At 43.4% G+C, this 20,036-nt stretch carries 16 protein-coding genes and 2 tRNA genes; 5 read left to right on the top strand and 13 right to left on the bottom strand.

Translation table 11 applies throughout. The features are described from left to right. Positions 1-30: 30 nt before the first annotated feature. The 5 genes from PSF27_RS19380 to nagB form a co-directional block, all read right to left on the bottom strand. Positions 31-115 (bottom strand) — tRNA-Leu (locus PSF27_RS19380). A gap of 7 nt (positions 116-122) precedes the next feature. After that, positions 123-199, bottom strand: a tRNA-Met gene (locus PSF27_RS19375). A 389-nt stretch (positions 200-588) separates the two neighbouring features. Next, complete coding sequence (gene nagC, locus PSF27_RS19370; protein ID WP_206085283.1) at positions 589-1,812, bottom strand: DNA-binding transcriptional regulator NagC; 1,224 nt, start codon at positions 1,810-1,812, stop codon at positions 589-591. Between the two features lie 3 nt (positions 1,813-1,815). Continuing rightward, on the bottom strand, positions 1,816-2,985 hold the full coding sequence (nagA, locus tag PSF27_RS19365; RefSeq protein ID WP_206085284.1) for an N-acetylglucosamine-6-phosphate deacetylase: 1,170 nt from the start codon (positions 2,983-2,985) through the stop codon (positions 1,816-1,818). 76 nt (positions 2,986-3,061) lie between these two features. After that, on the bottom strand, positions 3,062-3,865 hold the full coding sequence (nagB, locus tag PSF27_RS19360) for a glucosamine-6-phosphate deaminase (protein WP_272539849.1): 804 nt from the start codon (positions 3,863-3,865) through the stop codon (positions 3,062-3,064). Positions 3,866-4,291: 426 nt separating this feature from the next. On the opposite strand from nagB, the gene nagE reads away from it, so the two are divergent. Beyond that, positions 4,292-6,319, top strand: a complete 2,028-nt coding sequence (nagE, locus tag PSF27_RS19355) for an N-acetylglucosamine-specific PTS transporter subunit IIBC (RefSeq protein WP_206085286.1) — start codon at positions 4,292-4,294, stop codon at positions 6,317-6,319. 67 nt (positions 6,320-6,386) lie between these two features. On the opposite strand, the gene PSF27_RS19350 is transcribed toward nagE, so the two are convergent. Further along, a complete protein-coding gene (locus PSF27_RS19350; protein ID WP_272682089.1) occupies positions 6,387-6,881 on the bottom strand; it encodes a DUF2569 domain-containing protein in 495 nt (164 codons plus the stop codon). 229 nt (positions 6,882-7,110) lie between these two features. Here PSF27_RS19350 and PSF27_RS19345 point away from each other — a divergent pair, with 229 nt between their 5' ends. Both PSF27_RS19345 and glnS read left to right on the top strand, forming a co-directional pair. Next, entirely contained in the window at positions 7,111-7,926 is an 816-nt protein-coding gene (locus tag PSF27_RS19345; protein WP_272682088.1) for a sulfite exporter TauE/SafE family protein, read from the top strand. A gap of 171 nt (positions 7,927-8,097) precedes the next feature. Further along, positions 8,098-9,765 (top strand): glutamine--tRNA ligase, encoded by a 1,668-nt coding sequence (gene glnS, locus PSF27_RS19340; protein ID WP_272682087.1) that lies wholly within the window; start codon positions 8,098-8,100, stop codon positions 9,763-9,765. Between the two features lie 208 nt (positions 9,766-9,973). Here the strand turns inward: glnS and PSF27_RS19335 are convergent, their stop codons facing one another. From PSF27_RS19335 to kdpF, 7 genes are all read right to left on the bottom strand, one after another. After that, positions 9,974-10,369 (bottom strand): DUF5329 family protein, encoded by a 396-nt coding sequence (locus PSF27_RS19335; RefSeq protein ID WP_206085290.1) that lies wholly within the window; start codon positions 10,367-10,369, stop codon positions 9,974-9,976. Between the two features lie 92 nt (positions 10,370-10,461). Continuing rightward, the gene (gene kdpE / locus PSF27_RS19330) at positions 10,462-11,145 is read right to left on the bottom strand and encodes a two-component system response regulator KdpE (RefSeq protein WP_206085291.1); all 684 of its coding nucleotides are present in this window, start codon (positions 11,143-11,145) and stop codon (positions 10,462-10,464) included. A 16-nt stretch (positions 11,146-11,161) separates the two neighbouring features. Further along, positions 11,162-13,849, bottom strand: a complete 2,688-nt coding sequence (gene kdpD, locus PSF27_RS19325; RefSeq protein WP_272682086.1) for a two-component system sensor histidine kinase KdpD — start codon at positions 13,847-13,849, stop codon at positions 11,162-11,164. 11 nt (positions 13,850-13,860) lie between these two features. After that, positions 13,861-14,451 (bottom strand): potassium-transporting ATPase subunit KdpC, encoded by a 591-nt coding sequence (gene kdpC / locus PSF27_RS19320; protein WP_206085293.1) that lies wholly within the window; start codon positions 14,449-14,451, stop codon positions 13,861-13,863. Between the two features lie 10 nt (positions 14,452-14,461). Continuing rightward, positions 14,462-16,525, bottom strand: a complete 2,064-nt coding sequence (gene kdpB, locus PSF27_RS19315; RefSeq protein ID WP_206085294.1) for a potassium-transporting ATPase subunit KdpB — start codon at positions 16,523-16,525, stop codon at positions 14,462-14,464. Between the two features lie 13 nt (positions 16,526-16,538). Then, a complete protein-coding gene (gene kdpA, locus PSF27_RS19310) occupies positions 16,539-18,242 on the bottom strand; it encodes a potassium-transporting ATPase subunit KdpA (protein WP_272682085.1) in 1,704 nt (567 codons plus the stop codon). Position 18,243: 1 nt separating this feature from the next. Next, entirely contained in the window at positions 18,244-18,333 is a 90-nt protein-coding gene (gene kdpF / locus PSF27_RS21250; protein ID WP_206085296.1) for a K(+)-transporting ATPase subunit F, read from the bottom strand. A gap of 447 nt (positions 18,334-18,780) precedes the next feature. On the opposite strand from kdpF, the gene PSF27_RS19305 reads away from it, so the two are divergent. Together PSF27_RS19305 and PSF27_RS19300 are read left to right on the top strand one after the other, a co-directional pair. After that, positions 18,781-18,987, top strand: coding sequence for a YbfA family protein (locus PSF27_RS19305; protein WP_047756317.1), 207 nt, complete (start codon positions 18,781-18,783; stop codon positions 18,985-18,987). A gap of 203 nt (positions 18,988-19,190) precedes the next feature. Next, a complete protein-coding gene (locus PSF27_RS19300) occupies positions 19,191-19,934 on the top strand; it encodes a type 2 GTP cyclohydrolase I (protein ID WP_206085297.1) in 744 nt (247 codons plus the stop codon). Positions 19,935-20,036 lie beyond the last annotated feature (102 nt).

Here is a 20,036-nt window from a genome sequence, read left to right as displayed (position 1 = left end):
TCTTAAATTCAATACTACCGAGAAGGAAAATGGTGCGGGAGACAAGACTTGAACTTGCACACCTTGCGGCGCCAGAACCTAAATCTGGTGCGTCTACCAATTTCGCCACTCCCGCAAATAAATGGTGGCTATGACGGGATTCGAACCTGTGACCCCAACATTATGAGTGTTGTGCTCTAACCAGCTGAGCTACATAGCCATCTTTTTTTGCTTAACCTTCATCGGCGTTGCGGGGCGCATTATGCTAATTACAGACCCTACAGTCAACAGCTTTTTGCACTATTTTTCAGAAAATGCGTCTGTTTGTTTGTTGAATAATCATTTTGTCGATAAAGCCAGCAAAAAACAACCCTTAATTTGAAAAAAATCCGTTTTTGACTACTCGTCTGTTCAAAAAATAGTAGGGAGAAATAAAGGTATTTTTCGGCGTTTGATTGTCAATGAAACTGAGATTATTTGATAAAATACAAATAGATTTTAAATTGAACAATAGCAGGGTGAAGGGATAGGTATTTTTTGATAGTGGGTCTCTCAAAGCAAAGAAGCAGGTTAAAACCTGCTTCTATTCGTTCATTGAGTAGAGTGAAATTAATTATCAAACAGCTTTTGCAGTAATTCACCATTAAGCATTGCGCGTTTGGTTAAGGCAAATGCACCAATTGCTGAATTATGAACTAATTGGGAGGTGACAATCGGTAAGTTCTCACGAAAGCCTTTGAGTGCTTGAGTATCAATACAGCTTTGAATCGCAGGCAGTAAAATTTGCTCGGCCTCAGTAATATCCCCTGCAATCACCACTTTTTCTGGGTTGAACAAGTTAATGGTAATCGCAACGGCTTTACCAATTTGCCGGCCAACGTGCTGAATAACCTCGGTGGCCAGTGGGTCGTTTTTATTTGCGGCTTGGCAAATAGAGGAAATCGTGCAAGTTTCTGCAGTAAGGGTGCTGGAGTAGCCTTGCTCTAAACGTTGTTTAACGCGCGCTTCAATCGCTTGGTTGGAGGCAATGGTTTCTAAGCAGCCAAAATTACCACAGTGGCACAACTCACCAAGGGGGTCGACTTGGATGTGGCCAATTTCCCCTAAATTACCGCGATGGTTGAGCAATATTTCTTTATTGATCACAATACCAGCCCCAGCGCCTCTGTGAATACGCACTAGTAAAGAGTCTTCGCAATCCCGAGTAGCGCCAAAAAAGCTCTCAGCAAGCGCAAGGCTGCGAATATCGTGCCCAACATAACAGGTGATATTAAAATGGGCTTGTAGGTTATCAATTAGGTGCCAGTTATCCACTTTGATGTGGGGCATATAGAAAATAATGCCACGATTTGGATTGACTAAACCAGGGAGGATAATTGAAATGGCAATCAACTCTTTGATACGACGATGATTTTGTTCGATAAAATCTTCGAGGGAGGCAATCAATTTTTGCTCGACCGCTTCTTGGGTAGGCTCAGAGATAGGGTAGTGCCCATCCACAATCATTTTTCCGCCTAAGTCGTACAATGCAATAGTGGCATCATAGCGGCCTAAACGGACACCAATGGTGTGGAAGTTTTTGTGTTCAGAAACAATAGAGATAGCACGACGGCCCCCTGTGGAGGCCTGCTGGTCAACTTCTTTAATTAAACCGCGTTCGAGTAGCTGGCGAGTGATCTTAGTGACACTGGCTGGGGCAAGCTGGCTTTGTTCCGCTATCTGAATTCTTGATATCGGACCCTGTTGGTCTATCAAGCTATAGACGACAGCACTATTGAGTTGTTTGACGAGGTCAATATTACCAATTTGCTTTAGCGAGTGGCTTTGATTCATTAGCTAGTTACTCATTTTGTAGACTTCCTTTCCGTTTACGTAAGTCGCGAGAATAGTGAAGTCGTGGTTAAATGCGGTCAAATTCGCAATTTTACCCGGAGCAATTGACCCTAAAGTTTCATCAACTCCGATGGCTCTTGCTGGATAGAGCGTTGCCATTCTAAGTGTTTCATCCAATGCGATACCGACATGTTCTACGCTGTTTCTGACTGCTTCAATCATCGTCAGTGACGAACCGCTGAGTGTGCCATTTTCATCAACACATAATCCATCACGATAGTATATGGTTTTACCTGCGAAGATAAAATGATCCATTTCACCAGTTTGAGGATCAATTCCTGCTGGTGCTGTTGCATCCGTCACTAAAATTAATTTATCACCTTTCAGATGCTTACTGTTCCGAATGTTAGCCCATTGAACATGTAAGCCGTCGGCAATAATGCCTGCATACACTTCTGGCGTATCATAAATGGCGCCAACTAAACCTGGGCCGCGGCCTGAAATGTATGGCATCGCATTGAAAAGGTGAGTTGAGAAACGGATACCAGCTTTAAAGCCAAGTTTCGCTTCTTCGTATGTGGCATTTGAATGCCCCGCAGAAATCACAATGCCAGCCTCTTTTAATTGGCGAATATAATCGAGGTCGACCATTTCAGGCGCTAAGGTGACTTTTGTGATGGCATCGGCGTGGGAGGCCAAATAATCAATCATTTGAGCTGAAGGCTGGCGAATAAATTCAGGGTTATGGGTCCCTTTTTTGATCACATTAATATAAGGACCTTCTAAATGTAGGCCAAGGGCTTGGTTTTTGTGATCTTTTAAATATTCAGTCATGACGTTAATGCCATGTTTCATTAGATCATCAGAGCAAGTGATCAGCGTTGGTAGGTAGCTAGTACAACCTGTGCGTTCATTGGCTTTTTGCATGATATCTAAATTTTTCAATGTGACATTTTCTTTGTTGTCATTGAATTGAACGCCACCGCAGCCGTTAACTTGCAGATCAATAAAACCAGCAGAGAGAATTGCGCCTTGCAAATCGTGTTGTGGGATATTTGCAGGTATTTCAGAGACAGGGCAAACCTCTTTGATGATTTCACCATCAACGATGACAGCATGGTTATCCAGTCTTTCATGACCTGTATAAATAATGCAATGAGTTAGTGCATACATGGTTTTAAACTCCTGACCTCTGGAAAAATGGGTCACCGACTAGCCGTCGCCAGTCGGGTGATTGATAAATATAATCTTAGTTAAACGTCTCAATAATTTCAGATTCTAGCTGTTTGAAGTATTTGAGTGTTTTGACTTTTAATTCGAGTGTTGCAGGCTCATCACAGACAATCAGCGCTTTTGGATGCATTTGTACACAGCTCACTGTCCACATATGGTTGATGGAACCTTCCACGGCAGCGTGAACTGCATTTGCTTTATTCGCACCTGTTGCCAAGACCATTAGCTCTTCTGCATCCATTAATGTGGCAACACCCACCGTTAACGCAAATTTTGGCACTTGGTTGATATCGTTATCAAAGAAGCGTGAGTTTGCTTGGCGTGTTTCAGGGGTTAACGTTTTGATTCGGGTACGAGAATTTAGTGATGAACCTGGTTCATTGAATGCAATATGGCCATCATTTCCTACGCCACCCATGAACAAATTGATTTTGCCATAAGATTTAATTTTATCTTCATAACGTTGACATTCCTCATCAACATTTGGGGCATTCCCATTGAGCAGATTGATGTTTTCAGCTTGGATATCAATATGGTTGAAGAAATTATCATGCATAAACGTATGGTAACTTTGTGGATGATTAGCAGGAATGCCAATATATTCATCCATATTAAATGTCACCACATGTTTAAAGCTCACTTTACCTGCTTGATACAAAGCAATCAGCGCTTTATAGGTTGCGAGTGGTGTGCCACCTGTTGGTAAGCCGAGAACGAAAGGGCGTTCAGCGGTTGGGTTGAATGCGTTGATTTTATCAGCGATATACTGTGCAGACCAAGTGCCGACATCATGCGCATTGTTTAATGGGATTAGCCTCATGTTTCAATTACCTCTAATAAGTCTGTGAAATCTTTCATATATATGTGTATCCCTGATGTTATGCATTAGATATAGGAATACTAGTTATACTACAAATTTATTACGCGTTGGTGTTGGTATACAGTGCCGTTTTAACGGCTGCACCTGCATTTTAAACGCGCTGAGAATATACAGGTTAATGACGTAAATAAGTTATTTTTAATCATAAAATAAGTTTTCAATAATAGCTACTAATTTAGTCAGAACATGAACGATTTCGTTGACATTTATCACAAATCGCACCTATTTATTTTGCATCGCGAAACAATTAATCTAAAGTATGAAACTGATATAATTAATCATCAAATATTATCGGTTGCTGATCATTGATCGATTGAACAATAAGATCCTGTTAATGGGGCAAAATAAGGTTATAAGGGGGAGTTTGTGAATATTCTTAGCTACTTACAGCGGATTGGTAGGGCACTGATGGTGCCAGTTGCTGTACTACCAGCCGCAGCAATCCTAATGGGGATTGGCTATTGGATTGACCCAGATGGTTGGGGCGCTAATAGTGCAATCGCGGCGTTACTGATTAAATCTGGTGCGGCAATTATTGATAATATGTCCGTGCTATTTGCAATTGGTGTTGCATATGGGATGTCGAAAGATAAGGATGGTGCTGCGGCACTGACTGGTTTTGTCGGCTTCTTAGTGGTGACAACACTGTGTTCTCCTGCATCTTATTCTATGATTATGAATGTTCCTCTGGAAACTGTCCCAGCGGCATTCGGTAAAATTAATAACCAGTTCGTGGGTATTTTAGTTGGGGTACTGTCAGCTGAATTATACAATCGCTACAGTGGTGTTGAGTTACCAAAAGCGTTGTCATTCTTTAGTGGTCGTCGCCTTGTGCCGATTTTAACCTCATTCCTAATGATCATCTTAGCCTTCGTTCTGATGTACGTCTGGCCAGTGGTGTATAACGGTTTAGTGTCTTTCGGGGAAAGCATTAAAGATTTAGGTTCTGTCGGTGCGGGTATTTACGCATTCTTTAACCGTCTGTTAATTCCTGTTGGCTTACACCATGCACTGAACTCAGTGTTCTGGTTTGATGTTGCGGGTATTAACGATATTCCAAACTTCCTCGGTGGGGCTAAATCTATCGAAGCAGGTCTGGCAACGGTAGGTATCACAGGTCGTTACCAAGCTGGTTTCTTCCCAATAATGATGTTTGGTCTACCAGGTGCAGCACTCGCTATTTACCACTGCGCACGCCCTGAAAATAAAGCCAAAGTAGCTGGTATCATGATTGCGGGTGCATTTGCGGCATTCTTCACGGGTATCACTGAGCCGCTTGAATTCTCATTTATGTTCGTGGCACCAATCCTGTACGTTATTCACGCACTGTTGACTGGTATTTCTGTGTATATCGCAGCAACAATGGAGTGGATTTCGGGCTTCGGCTTCAGTGCAGGTTTAGTGGATATGCTGTTGCAATCGCGTAACCCATTAGCAGTTCAATGGTACATGTTGATTGTTCAAGGCTTAGTCTTCTTCTGTATTTACTACGTGATTTTCCGCTTCATGATCCGTAAATTTAACCTGTTAACTCCAGGCCGTGAAGAAAGCGCGGGTGATGAAACTATTGATGGTTACGATGAAAGCCTCAGTCCTGCCAATACCACGGATAGCGATATCCAAAAAGAAGCACGTCAGTACGTCTCTGCGGTAGGCGGTAGCGATAATATCGTGAATATCGATGCGTGTATCACACGTTTACGTTTAACGGTAAAAGACACTGCAATTGTTAACGATGCGATGACAAAACGTCTTGGTGCTTCAGGTGTTATTCGCTTGAACAAACAAAACGTACAAGTGATTGTAGGAACGCGCGCTGAGTTGGTTGCTAAAGCAATGACGGAAGTGATTGCGAAAGGGCCGATTGCCGGTACTGCGCCTGTTGCAGCCGCGGAAGAGAAAAAAGCAGCAGAGCCAGCGAAAGCGAAAGGCAATGCGATTTTATCCCTCGTTGCGCCAGTCAGTGGGCAAGTATATTCCCTCGATGATGTACCAGATGAAGCGTTCTCTAGCCGCATTGTGGGCGATGGTATTGCCATCAAACCAACCAGCAGTGAAGTTTTAGCCCCTGCATCAGGTACAGTGGTCAAGATTTTTGAAACTAACCATGCATTTTGCCTTGAAACTGAAAATGGCGTAGAGCTCATCGTTCATATGGGTATCGATACCGTTGCGCTGAAAGGTGAAGGTTGTGCGCGTTTAGTGGAAGAAGGTGCCGAAGTCACTGCGGGTACACCAATCCTGAAATTAGACTTACCGTTCCTTGAAGCGAATGCTAAATCAATGATTAGCCCTGTTATCATCAGCAATATCGATGATTTTGCTGGCGTCGAGATTTTAGTTGAAGGCGACGTGAAAGCAGGCGAAACGGTTATTTATAATGTTCTGAAATAATGTATTAAGTCTGATTTAAGTTTGTGATGATGCCAGCCGATAAAAAGGCTGGCATTTTTTATGGACGTTATCGGATAAAAACTTGTGGGATACGGTCAGATTTAATGAAATAACCAATCCACAGCGCGGCACTGAATGTGCTCATGAGTATTTGCTGGTAATCTGTATTGGTTAATTTAGCACCATAAATTATGGCGATAAAAACGGTAAAATACAGCGTTACGATGAGCGCAAAAATGTAGTAGGAAATCATAACCCATTTAGTCGCTTTTTTCTTATTAAAGAAAAACCAACAAGCGACGAGTGTGATAATTATATAGACAAGCTGTAGCACAATGGCGCCAAGGTAAAATGCAGGAACACCCTTCGTATTTTCAGCATAATAGGTGACAACTTGGACTAATTGGTATGCCCCAAAGATAGACAAAAATGCGGTAATAATTAGCCCTAAAGCTGGCAGATAAAGTACGCCATTAATTTTATGGACTTCCAATTGTTCGCATTCATGACACCAACCAGACTCTTTATTCGCTTCGCGCTCATTGCAGTTAATACATTTCATTGACTTACCCAGCTGTGAATTTTTAGATTTAACTATTATCGGGATATTTTTTGAATAAATGAATTCTTAGAGGCACATTTATTTCACTTAGTTGGTTTAGTCATGTAGGAAATAAGTTATCAATGTTAACAATGTTGGCGAAATCTCAAAGCAGGTTGTCGAATCTGCACAAGCAAGGCGGCTTACTCATCGATAAGATATTTTCTCAATGACTGATGAGGAATTTTCTGTGGAACTGCTTCTTTGCTTATTTGGGTTTATTTCAGGGATCACAACTGCATTATTTGGTTTTGGTGGTGGGTTTATCACGGTTCCACTGTTGTATGCATTAATTACCTTAGTCTGGGGGCCGCAAAGTGATGCAAGCGCAGTGGCAATGCAAGTTGCGGTGGCAACCTCCACTTGTGTGATGATTTTTTCATCAACGCTATCGAGCCGTGCCCATTATTTAAAAGGCAACCTAAGCTGGCCAATTATCAAGCCGTTTATTATTCCGATTTCAATTGGCGGAATAGTTGGGGCAATTGTGGCGTTATCGGTAGATAGTGCGTTGATCCGCTGGATATTTATTGGTTATTTAATAATCACGATTTTGGATTGTTTTATTCGCCCTGGTTTTATGCAAACAGGATCGGAAGGTATCAAAGCTTCTCGAGGGGGCATTTTTGCTGATACCCCGATTGGCGTGGTGATTGGTGCTGTGGCGGCATTTTTAGGGGTGGGCGGTAGTGTGATGACCGTTCCATTAATGCGACGCCGCGGTGCGAGTATGATCCAAGCGGCGGCTTTTGCTAACCCATTGACGCTACCGATGGCAATCACAGGGACATTAACTTACTTTTATTTTGCAATTGATAAGCACGTTGACCTCGGCGCAGATTTTCTTGGCATGATTTACCTCAAAGGCGCGTTAATTTTGATTGCTGCTTCTTGGTTGGGGATCCGTTTTGCTTCATTATTAATGCCTTACCTCAGCGATAAGCGCCATGCACAAAGCTACCCATTATTGCTGTTAGTGGTATTAACCGTGATGTTATTGACCTAAAAAAGGCGAGCAAGCAGAGCTCAATGTGCCTATTTTTTGTTGTGTTCGCCTCTTTGCTATAGCTTTTATCGGTTAAGCTCAATCAAACGGTTGTTTCCTGACGGATTATGGTAGAATATATCTGGTTACTAACCGCTTTTAGCGCGCTTTTGGCATTGAGGAATGATGACAATGAATGAGGCAGATGCTCGCCCAACAAATTTTATCCGTCAGATCATAGATGAAGATCTGGCGAGCGGAAAACACACGTCGGTCCATACGCGTTTTCCACCAGAACCGAATGGCTATTTACACATCGGCCATGCGAAATCAATCTGCTTGAACTTTGGCATTGCAAAGGACTATCAGGGACAGTGCAACTTACGTTTTGACGACACCAACCCTGTTAAAGAAGACGTCGAATACGTTAACTCAATCCAAGAAGACGTCAAATGGTTAGGTTTCGAGTGGACAGGCAATGTTCGTTACTCTTCTGACTATTTTGATACTTTATATCAATACGCCATTGAGCTGATTAAAAAAGGCTTAGCTTACGTTGATGAGCTAAGTGCGGACGAAATTCGTGAATACCGCGGCACATTAAAGGAGCCAGGTAAAAATAGCCCATACCGTGAACGCTTAATCGAAGACAACCTCGCATTATTTGAAAAAATGCGTGATGGCGGCTTTGAAGAAGGTAAAGCGTGTTTACGTGCGAAAATCGATATGGCATCGCCATTTATGGTCATGCGTGATCCCGTTTTATATCGTATTAAGTTTGCAGAACATCACCAGTCTGGCAATAAGTGGTGCATTTACCCAATGTATGACTTCACGCATTGTATTTCTGATGCGCTAGAAGGGATCACACACTCTTTATGTACATTAGAATTCCAAGACAACCGTCGTTTATATGACTGGGTACTGGATAACATCACGATTGATTGCCATCCACGTCAGTACGAGTTTTCTCGTCTGAATTTGGAATATACGGTGATGTCTAAGCGTAAGCTGAACCAATTAGTGACAGAAAAGCACGTGAACGGCTGGGACGATCCACGCATGTTAACCATTTCAGGTTTACGTCGTCGTGGCTATACCGCTGCGTCAATCCGTGAGTTTTGCCAACGCATTGGTGTGACTAAACAAGATAATAACGTCGAAATGGCGTCACTAGAGTCATGTATTCGTGATGATCTGAACGTGTCGGCTCCACGTGCCATGGCGGTGATTGACCCTGTGCGTGTGGTGATTGAAAACATGCCAGCAGGTGAAGAAATTTTAACGGCGCCAAATCATCCAAATAACCCTGAAATGGGTACGCGTAAAGTGCCTTTTAGCAATGAAATTTATATTGACCGTGCGGATTTCCGTGAAGAAGCCAATCGTCAATTTAAACGTTTAGTGTTAGGCAAAGAAGTGCGCTTACGTAATGCATATATCATCAAAGCAGAACGTGTGGAAAAAGATGCTGATGGCAACATCACAACCATTTTCTGTACGTATGATGCAGGCACATTAAATAAAGACCCAGCCGATGGACGTAAAGTGAAAGGTGTTATTCACTGGGTAAGCGTACAACATGCATTGCCAGCGGAAATTCGTTTGTATGACCGTCTGTTTACTGTGCCAAACCCTGGTGCGGAAGAGGATTTCTTATCGGTTATCAACCCAGAGTCGCTGGTTATTCGCCAAGGCTTTGTTGAAGCAAGCTTAAAAGATGCTGCCCCTGAAAAGGCGTACCAATTTGAGCGTGAAGGGTATTTCTGTGCGGATAATAAGTTAAGCAGCGCAGATCATTTAGTGTTTAACCGGACTGTTGGGTTGCGTGATACTTGGGCGAAAATCGAAAATTCTTAATTTGATGTCCCCGTCATACTTTGCATCACAGGGGTGTTGGCTTCATTAAGTTACCCGAGTCACATACTTATGTATGCTCACGGGATAACTTAATTTGCCGCCTACCTGTGGTACAAATTATTTAAGGGCCAGACCGAGTATTAGAACAAAAAAACGCTGGCAAATAAATGCCAGCGTTTTTTATAGTAATCTACAAAGACTGCAGAATCTATTCGGGCTTGCTATCTACTTTTTCTTTTAATAAATCATGTAAATATTGATTGGCGGGGAATACGTTACCTTGGGCGTCTTTAACTTGGTATGCTTCGCCTGTGATGGACGATTTTGAGGCCACATTGTCAATAAACTGTTCAGTGGTGTTTAGGCGTTTTTCTGTTTTGCGTAATTTTAAACGTAAATGGGATTCTGCATCGGCCGCGTTATGTTCTGTGCCGTTACGAGTAAATGTCAGGTTTTGTTGCTTACCAAGTTCCGTGAGTAAAGATTCAGTACGCGTTTTTTCTTCTGGGCTCAACGCGAGGGCTTGAGTAGTCACAAAAATCCCTAAAAAAAGGACTAAGGCAGATGAAAAGCGGTTTGATAATTGGGTCGTTAATGTTTGCACGAATTTCTCTCCATAGAAAATAATGGGGAAATTATAGCCAGCCAAGGGGTTTAAACTAGCGGAAAGATTCCGAGAATTGGGTGTAAAATGACTTATGGCATAAACCGATAGCCAATACCTGTTTCCGTTAATAAATGAATAGGGCGAGTCGGGTCATTTTCCAGTTTTTGCCGTAAATGCCCCATATAAATCCGCAAATAATGGTTATGCTCAATATAACTAGGCCCCCACACTTGCAATAACAAATGTCGTTGAGTCAAGACTTTACCGCTATTGGCAACTAACTCGCTAAGTAAACGAAACTCGATAGGCGTTAGGTGTAATTCTTCGTTTTGCTTAGTGACAATGCGATTAATAAAATCGACAGTGACATCCCCAAATTGAAATTGTGAGCTTTCTTGACCCACTTTACCAAAGCGGCGTAATGCTACACGGACTCGAGCTAGTAACTCACTGATACCAAAAGGTTTTGTTAAATAATCATCCGCACCTGCATCAAGAGCCGCAACTTTTTGTGATTCTTCTTCACGGGCAGACAAAACAATAATGGGAATGCTGCTCCATTTTCGTAAATCACGAATTAAATCAAGGCCATCACCGTCAGGCAGCCCGAGGTCTAAAATCAGTAAATCCGGTTGTCTTGTACCTGCTTCAATCAAACCCCGTTGGCAATTCTCAGCTTCGAAAACTTTCCAGCCTTCACCCTCCAATGCAAGTCGGACAAAGCGGCGAATTTCTTTTTCATCTTCAATAATCAGAATTTGATGGCTGCTCACAATAAGTTAATGTCTCCTAAACTTCAGCTTCAATATCAGGGAGTTGCTTTAAAGGTAAAACAAAGTGGAAGCTGGCTCCACCTTTATTATTGTTTTGTGCCCAAATTTCTCCTTCGTGTAATTGAATAATAGCACGACAGATAGCAAGCCCAAGGCCAACGCCAGGAATTGCGGATTCTTTTTGAGCGCGGGAGAATTTATCAAAAATTGTTTTTTCTTGCCCATCGGGAATTGCGTTACTGGCATCCCAGACTTCAATATGAATTTTCTGCCTTTCGACTCGGCCATTGATACCAATTGGGGTATCTTCATGGCTATATTTGACAGCATTTTCCAATAAATTAATTAATACCCGTTCAATTAACATAGCATCGCAATATAACAGTAAATCAGCAGGAATATTAATTTCCAATGGGTGGCTGTGTAGCGTGTAATCTAATGTTCTAACGGCGCTACTGGTTATTTCTTGCAAAGATTCCCATTCAAGGTTGGGTTGAATACTGCCTGATTGCAAACGTGCCATGTCGAGTAAATTATTCACTAAACGCGAGGTGCTAAGCACTTGTTGACGCATTTGGTTTACTTGCGCGGTATGGGGCGAATTTTCCGCGGATAAATCTAACATCAATATTTCTGTTTGCCCAAATAGCACGGTTAGCGGTGTTTTTAAATCGTGGGAAAGCGCTGCCAGCAACGAATTACGCAATTGTTCACGTTCAATATCTAATTTAGCGGACTCTGCTTGTTTTGTCAGCTGTAAGCGCGAAAGGGCGCTGGCGATCAGCCCAGTAAAAGTTTGCAGCATGCGTTGTTGTTCTGGGATCATCAACTGGCGTAAATTACGGGGTTCGATAGCTAATACTGCGAGGGTTTGGTCTGCTGTCGTGATCGGTTGTAATTGATAAGGCACACTCGGCAGAGTATCTGTCCCTGCCCCTGCGGGTTGGCGCTTATCAAAACTCCATTTTGCGATGGCTTTGTCAATCTGCATGGGGGTATGTCCATCACATTGCAGTGGTAATAAATCACCATTTTCATCGGGTACTAATAGGCAGCTTTTGGCTTGAAACGCGTTATTAAGGAAGTGATAGCCTGTTTTACCAATATCTTCTGTATTGAGTGCTTGCCCTAGTTCTTTTGTCATTTCATATAAATGACGAGTTCGCTGTTCTCGATAGCGGGCAATTCTCGCTTGATAGCGCATACCAGCAGTTAGGTTTCCCACCACAACCCCAACAATCAGCATCACCGTAAAGGTTACTAAGTACTGCATGTCCATGATGGCGAGTGAAAAGTGTGGTTGAACAAAAAACAGGTCGAAACTAATAACATTCACGAGTGCGGCAAAAATAGAAGGACGGCGTCCGTAAAACAGAGCTATCAACACAACACCTAAGAGGTACAGCGTCACAAGGTTTGCTTTGTCTAACGCGAGTAAAAATGTTCTCGAAAATAAAGTGATAGCAGCGCACATCACAATAGCCATCATGTAGCCATTTAAATCAGAGCGCCATTTTTCAGAAAACGGCTTTCTTTCAGGTTCTTTATCCCAATCACTTTTTTCTTCAAGGGCGACAATCACTAAATCGAGATCGGGCCCTAATTTCCCTAAGCGGTCAGCAAAGCCAGGGCGGAAATTGAGTTTGGGCCATTTACGGTGTTTATCGCGGCGTCCAATCAATATCTTGCCTAAATTATGTTCCCGTGCATAACGGAGTATGGCTTTTTCTTCTGAAGAGTCGGATAGGGTAGCAGTTTCTGCCCCTAAATCTTGGGCAAGGCGCAGCGCTTTGAGTACGGCGCGGCGTTGAGATTCAGGGAGCTGGTGGAGGGTGGGAGTCTCGACATAAACCGCATGCCACACGCTGCCAAACTTTGCAGCAAGTCGCGCCGCGGCACGTACCAGTTTTTCGTTACCCATATTGTGGCCAATGCACAATAAAAGCCCGTCACGGGTGTGCCAGACGGGGGCTTCCCCTTTGCCATCACGAAACTCTCTCATTTGGTCATCGACACGATCGGCGGTGCGGCGTAAAGCCAGCTCACGTAGCGCGATTAAATTTCCTTTACGGAAAAAATGCTCAATAGCGCGTTCGGCTTGCCCTGGAATATACACTTTGCCTTCTTTCAGGCGTTGGCGTAGATCGTCAGGGGGCAAGTCGACTAACACCACTTCATTAGCGGCATCAAAAATATGGTCAGGAACCGTTTCGCGAACACGAATACCCGTAATGCTCCCCACAATATCATTCAAACTTTCAATGTGTTGAACGTTAATGGTGGTAAGCACATCGATGCCTGCATCTAATAACTCTTCAACATCTTGCCAGCGTTTTGGGTGGCGGCTGCCTGTTGGGTTACTAAATGCCAACTCATCCATGAGTATAATGGCAGGGTGTCTCGCAATTGCTGCATCAATATCAAACGCATTTAAGCGACGACCGCGGTGCTGCAATTTTCTGTGTGGTAACACAGAAAGCCCATCCAATAAGGCTGCAGTTTCTTCCCGTTCATGGGTTTCTACTACGCCGATAAGGACGTCTAACCCTTGTGAACGCAAGCGTTGAGCCTCTTGTAGCATGGCGTAGGTTTTTCCGACGCCAGCACAGGCGCCGAAAAAAATTTTTAATTTACCTCGGCCATCTTCATTGGCTTTTACCAATAAGTCATCAGGGTTTGGGCGAGCAGGTTCCTGATTTTTCATAACTCACCTTATTAACGTTGGCTATTTATTTGCTGCATGTATTCATCTAGTGCCAAATTCAGTTGTAGCACATTCACAACGGGTTCACCTAAAAAGGGCAGCAAGGCCGTTTCTGTTTGTGCCGTAATTAATGATTTTACGGCCTCTAATGAAACCTGTCTGCTTTTCGCAATGCGTGGGGCTTGATAAATGGCCGCGTCAACCGAAATATTAGGGTCAAGACCACTAGCAGAGGCAGTCAATAAGTCTACAGGGATCGCATTTCCAGCTTCAGGATTCTGTGCACGCAGCAGTTTACTACGTTCAGCCATCGTTTGTTGTAACAAGGGATTACTTACCGCAAAGTTACTTCCCCCAGATGCTAACGTGTTGTATGGACTTTCCGCGGTGGCGGAGGGGCGACCATGAAAATACCCCTCACTTTGTATATTTTGCCCAATCAGTTTGGAACCGACAACATGCTCATCTTGTGTGATTAAAGAGCCTTTTGCTTGCCATGGGAAAAAGACATTGGCAAGGCCTGTGACCAATAGAGGGTAGGCTATTCCAGTTAATAGGGTTAGCACCAATAACATGATAATGGACGAACGGATCATGCTCATAATCAAATCCTTAAATACCAAATAGGCTAATAAACATATCGATCAATTTGATCCCCACAAAAGGCACCAACAAGCCACCTAAACCATATAAGCCTAAGTTTCGTTGCAAAAGTGATTGGGAGCTCATTGGGCGATAATTCACGCCTTTAAGTGCCAATGGGATCAAAAAGACAATAATCAGTGCGTTGAAGATTACCGCAGAAAGCAAGGCAGAAGCAGGTGAGTGCAAATGCATAATATTTAACGCGTTAAGTTGTGGCCATGTCACGGCAAAGGCGGCAGGGATGATGGCAAAGTATTTGGCAATATCATTTGCAATACTGAAGGTGGTCAATGAACCACGAGTCATTAGCATTTGTTTACCAATGTGCACGACTTCAATAAGTTTGGTTGGGTTTGAGTCTAAATCTACCATGTTCCCAGCTTCTTTCGCGGCTTGGGTGCCCGAGTTCATGGCAACAGCAACGTCAGCTTGGGCGAGTGCAGGCGCATCGTTTGTCCCGTCACCGGTCATGGCGACCAATCGGCCTTCTGATTGGTATTGACGGATCAAGGCAAGCTTAGCTTCGGGGGTTGCCTCGGCAAGGAAATCATCGACACCCGCTTCCGCCGCGATGGCAGCGGCAGTTAAGTGGTTATCCCCCGTGATCATCACTGTTTTGATCCCCATGCTGCGCATTTGGGCAAATCGTTCTTTCATCCCACCTTTGACGATATCTTTGAGCGCGACGACGCCTAAAACAGTTTGGTCGTCAACGACAACTAATGGTGTTCCTCCTAAATGGGCGACTTTCTCCACCAATTTATCGGCTTCTTCGGGAAATTTTTGATGATTAGCTTCAACGTAGCGACGAATGGCATCGGCAGAACCTTTGCGGATCATGCGTTCACCGACGTTAACACCACTCATACGGGTCATTGCAGAGAATGGTACGAAAGTAGCATTCATTCCGTGAATATCTCTTTCACGTAAATTGAATTTTTGTTTCGCAAGCACGACGATACTGCGTCCTTCAGGGGTTTCATCAGCGAGTGAAGAAAGCTGTGCTGCATCTGCTAGTTGCTCTTCCGTAACGCCAGTTAAAGGCAGAAACTCAGAGGCTTGGCGGTTTCCTAAAGTGATGGTGCCTGTCTTATCAAGCAATAAAACATCCACATCCCCCGCGGCTTCAACAGCTCGCCCGCTGGTGGCGATAACATTCGCACCTAACATGCGGCTCATACCTGCTACACCAATAGAGGAAAGCAGGCCACCAATGGTCGTTGGGATCAAACAGATTAATAATGCAATCAGTACTAATATGGAAACCGCGCTGCCAGCCCCTGCATACTCAGCGGCAAAAACCGTAAATGGATACAAAGTTGCACACACTAATACAAAGATAATGGTGAGTGCAGTTAACAAAATAGTTAAGGCGATTTCATTCGGTGTTTTACGGCGCTGTGCGCCTTCGACCATGGAGATCATGCGGTCTAGGAATGTCTCCCCAGGGTTAACGGTACATTCAACAATCAGCCAGTCGGACAGCACACGTGTTCCGCCTGTCACAGAGGAAAAATCGCCACCTGATTCGCGGATCACTGGAGCAGATTCCCCTGTGATCGCGCTTTCATCCACAGATGCTCCGCCCTCAAGAACTTCCCCATCACAAGGAATGGTTTCCCCTGCACGGATCAGCACGATATCACCTTTGCGCAGTTGATCGGAGCTGACAATTTCTTGTGTTGCATCCAATGAGGCCGCGGTAAGGCGAGTGGCATTGCTTTGCTGTTTTACACCTTTTAAACTTTGGGCTTGGGCCTTACTGCGTCCTTCGGCTAAGGCTTCAGCAAAATTGGCGAACAGTACGGTAAACCACAACCATAAGGTGACCATACCGCTAAACCATGCACTTCCTTCAGACAAACCTGCTGCCATCATTGCCCATAATAAGGTGGTGATCAGGCTACCGATATATACCACAAACATCACGGGGTTACGCCATTGGGCTTGTGGTGTGCATTTTTTTACGGCATCAATAATAGACTGTTGGATTAATTTTTTATCAAATAAAGGTGTTTTTTGCTTTTTCATTTTTTTCCCCTGATTATCCCGCAAAACCAATTTGTAGCTGCTCAGCAATTGGACCTAGTGCCAATGCAGGGACAAAAGTCAGTGCGCCAATAAGGAGGACAGTAAAGATTAATAAGCCAATAAAGAGTGGGCCTACGGTCGGCAATGTAGCCTGGCTTTGTGCTTGGGATTTTTTAAGTGCCATTGAGCCCGCAATCGCAAGTACGGGCAAGATGACGCCAAAGCGGCCGATAAACATGGCGATAGCAAGTAGCACATTGTAGAACGGGGTGTTGGCACTGAGTCCTGCGAATGCGCTACCATTGTTATTGGCAGCCGATGAAAAGGCATATAACACTTCGCTAAAGCCATGGGCGCCTGGGTTTAAAATGCCTGAACGTCCTGCATCGGTCATTAAGGCGATGGTTGTACCAAGTAGCACTAAGGTTGGTGTCACTAAAATTGCCAGTGCAACCATCTTCATTTCACGGACTTCAATTTTTTTCCCTAAGTACTCGGGAGTACGGCCAATCATTAGTCCAGCAAGGAAGACAGCGAGAAGAACAAACAGCAACATGCCATACAGACCAGAGCCGACACCGCCAAAAACGACTTCACCAATCTGCATTAACCACATTGGCACCATGCCGCCCATCGCTGTAAAGGAATCATGCATCGCATTGACAGCACCACAGGAGGCAGCGGTTGTGACAACGGCATATAAAGCCGAGGAAAGAATACCAAAGCGGCTTTCTTTGCCTTCCATGTTAGCGTTACTATTGGCGTGTAACTCACTTAGAAATGGATTGCCAACATACTCCGCTTTAATGACCACAATGGCGGCGATAACAAAAATGATCCCCATAACCCATAACAAGGTATGTCCTTGTTTGTTATCACCCACAGAACGACCGAAGGCAAAACACAACGCGCTAGGGATTAAGAATATTGCCAGCATCTGAACAAAATTACTTAATGCAGTCGGGTTTTCAAACGGATGAGAGGAGTTTGAACCAAAGAAGCCACCGCCATTGGTTCCCAGTAATTTAATCGCTTCTTGGGATGCGACAGGGCCCATTGGTAACAGTTGGGTTGTGTTATCTAAATTGTCAACTAAGAGGTAGTCAGAAAAGTTTTGGATCACCCCTTGGCTGACAAAAAATAAAGCAACAACAATGGCGAGAGGGAATAATAAATAGAAGGTGATACGGTAGATATCGACCCATGCATTCCCCAATGTTTTACTGCCATGGCGTGAAAAAGCACGGATCAAGGCAAAAACCACAGCGATACCCGTTGAGGCTGAGAGGAAGTTTTGTACGGTTAAGCCTGCCATTTGGCTTAAATAGCTCAACGTATTTTCACCGCTGTAAGATTGCCAGTTGGTGTTTGCTACGAAGCTTATCGCAGTATTGAAGGCTAAATCCCAACTCATACCAGCAAAGTGCTGTGGATTGAGCGGTAAGCTGCCCTGAAACATTAAAATGGCGAATAGCAAAACAAAACCGAGCACATTGAATAAAACTATGGCTAAGGCATATTGTTGCCAATTCATTTCGGCAGCTGATTTTCCAGGTTGTTTAATCCCCGCTAAACGCCAAAGCAATGATTCACTAGCCATTAAAGGACGAGGAATATCACTGTCAATAAGACGTGCAATTCCATTACCTAACGGTTTAGCTAAGATAAATAAGACCAGCAGGAAGCTGCCAATCAGTAAAAATGCTGTGGTGGCCATATCAGAAATCCTCCGCGTTAAGCAGGGCATAAATCAGATAAACCAGCAGTAGAACAACGAGAACTGCCCCAAAAATGGAAAGTAATGACACAGTGTTTTCTCCTTATTATTTCCATGAAATAAGGGTAGAGAGTTCGTTGTAAAGAAGCTGATAAAAAGATAGGACTAGGTGTAAAAAAAGTATAAAAATACACATTTTTTAATCAACTAAGCGAGGAATAGACACTCTTAAGTGAAATAACTAATAACACTTAAATTTTAACTTGTTATTTAATTGTTGCTACAATGTTTGTTTTTAACGATTTTGGGTTAAATTTTGTAGTAAAAATACAGAATAATGGGGAATTATTAGTAATATTTTAATTCTAGTGGTCAGATGAGTAGTTTTATTACACAATTTGCGCTATTCTATATTCAGTTAATTAATTCTCGTATTATCTGTTCGGTTTTAGTCCGCTCTGTGAAATAGCTGTATTTGGGGAGTTTTTAGAGCAAAGCTGGGATCGACAAATAAAGTGGCAACTGAAGGAGGATATCGATGTCCACATACCGCGAATATTCCCGTAATCAGGTACTTGCACGCCGCACTGCTGCTGTAACGGCAGGCATTATTGCGTTTCCTGTTATGGTTTTTCACCCGAAAAGAGCTAAATATTACAGTTACTTAAATAAAGTTTGGTCGAAAACAAGCGATAAGCCTGTATGGTTAGAGCGTTCAGAGACCACACTTGAAAGCCATCGTTAACCTTGCGTCTTAAGTAATTGATAAGAGCCCCTGCAATGACTCGTTGTGGGGGTTTTGTTTTTTATACCCCTACTTTTCTTTTCGAATGATGCACTTCAAATAACACAGAAAAAAAGTATGTTTCCGCTTATGATTATTGATTATCAGTAAATTATATTCAAAATGGCGTTATAGATTCGCTGTGCAGTAAAAAGGACAACATCATGCATAACTTAAGATTAGAAGAAGTCATTAACGATGAGCTCAAAGTGAGTGAGTTTCAAGATTTTGCACCAAATGGGCTGCAAGTTGAAGGACGCCCTCATGTGCATAAAATCATCACAGGAGTGACTGCCTGCCAAGCTTTACTCGATGTCGCCGTTGAGAAAAAAGCGGATGCGGTGATTGTTCACCATGGCTATTTTTGGAAAAATGAGCCTGCCATTATTAAAGGTATGAAAAAGAATAGATTAAAAACATTATTAGCTAATGATATTAATCTTTATGGTTATCACCTTCCTTTAGATGCGCACCATCAATTAGGGAATAATACACAGCTTGCTTATATCATGGGCGTCCAAGTGAATGGCCAAATTGACCCATTAATGCCATTTGGCTTTTTTGACCAGCCAATTACCCCAGCAGAATTGACCAATCGCCTAGAAACGCGCCTAGGTCGTAAAGTCCTTCACTGTGGCGACAACGCGAAAGAGGAAATTCGTCAAATCGCATGGTGCACAGGGGGCGGGCAAGGTTTTATTCTGCAAGCCGCAGAGTTTGGTGTTGATGCCTTTGTCACAGGGGAAGTCTCAGAACAAACGATTCATATTGCAAGGGAAATGGGGATCCATTTTTACAGCGCAGGGCACCATGCCACAGAGCGTTACGGGATTAAGGCGTTAACCAAGTGGCTAGTTGATGAGCAGGGGTTGGACGCCGAGTTTGTCGATATCGATAACCCAGCCTAAATTCTCGTCATATTTCGAGCTGTGGCGGTGTTGGCTTCACTCGGCTACTTGGGTCACATACTTATGTATGCTCCCCAAGCTATCCTCATTTGCCGCCTAGCC

The sequence above is a fragment of the Providencia sp. PROV129 genome, assembly GCF_028482245.1.
Lineage (GTDB): Bacteria > Pseudomonadota > Gammaproteobacteria > Enterobacterales > Enterobacteriaceae > Providencia > Providencia vermicola.
This window is presented reverse-complemented; position numbering and strand designations above follow the sequence as displayed.

Excerpts from the sequence above, each read along its gene's own strand:
- kdpC (WP_206085293.1), bottom strand. The coding sequence starts at position 14,451 with ATGAGCATGATCCGTTCGTCCATTATCATGTTATTGGTGCTAACCCTA.
- nagB (WP_272539849.1), bottom strand. The coding sequence starts at position 3,865 with ATGAGGCTAATCCCATTAAACAATGCGCATGATGTCGGCACTTGGTCT.
- PSF27_RS19300 (WP_206085297.1), top strand. The coding sequence starts at position 19,191 with ATGCATAACTTAAGATTAGAAGAAGTCATTAACGATGAGCTCAAAGTG.
- glnS (WP_272682087.1), top strand. The coding sequence starts at position 8,098 with ATGAATGAGGCAGATGCTCGCCCAACAAATTTTATCCGTCAGATCATA.
- kdpD (WP_272682086.1), bottom strand. The coding sequence starts at position 13,849 with ATGAAAAATCAGGAACCTGCTCGCCCAAACCCTGATGACTTATTGGTA.
- kdpB (WP_206085294.1), bottom strand. The coding sequence starts at position 16,525 with ATGAAAAAGCAAAAAACACCTTTATTTGATAAAAAATTAATCCAACAG.
- nagA (WP_206085284.1), bottom strand. The coding sequence starts at position 2,985 with ATGTATGCACTAACTCATTGCATTATTTATACAGGTCATGAAAGACTG.
- PSF27_RS19305 (WP_047756317.1), top strand. The coding sequence starts at position 18,781 with ATGTCCACATACCGCGAATATTCCCGTAATCAGGTACTTGCACGCCGC.
- kdpA (WP_272682085.1), bottom strand. The coding sequence starts at position 18,242 with ATGGCCACCACAGCATTTTTACTGATTGGCAGCTTCCTGCTGGTCTTA.
- PSF27_RS19350 (WP_272682089.1), bottom strand. The coding sequence starts at position 6,881 with ATGAAATGTATTAACTGCAATGAGCGCGAAGCGAATAAAGAGTCTGGT.
- nagC (WP_206085283.1), bottom strand. The coding sequence starts at position 1,812 with ATGAATCAAAGCCACTCGCTAAAGCAAATTGGTAATATTGACCTCGTC.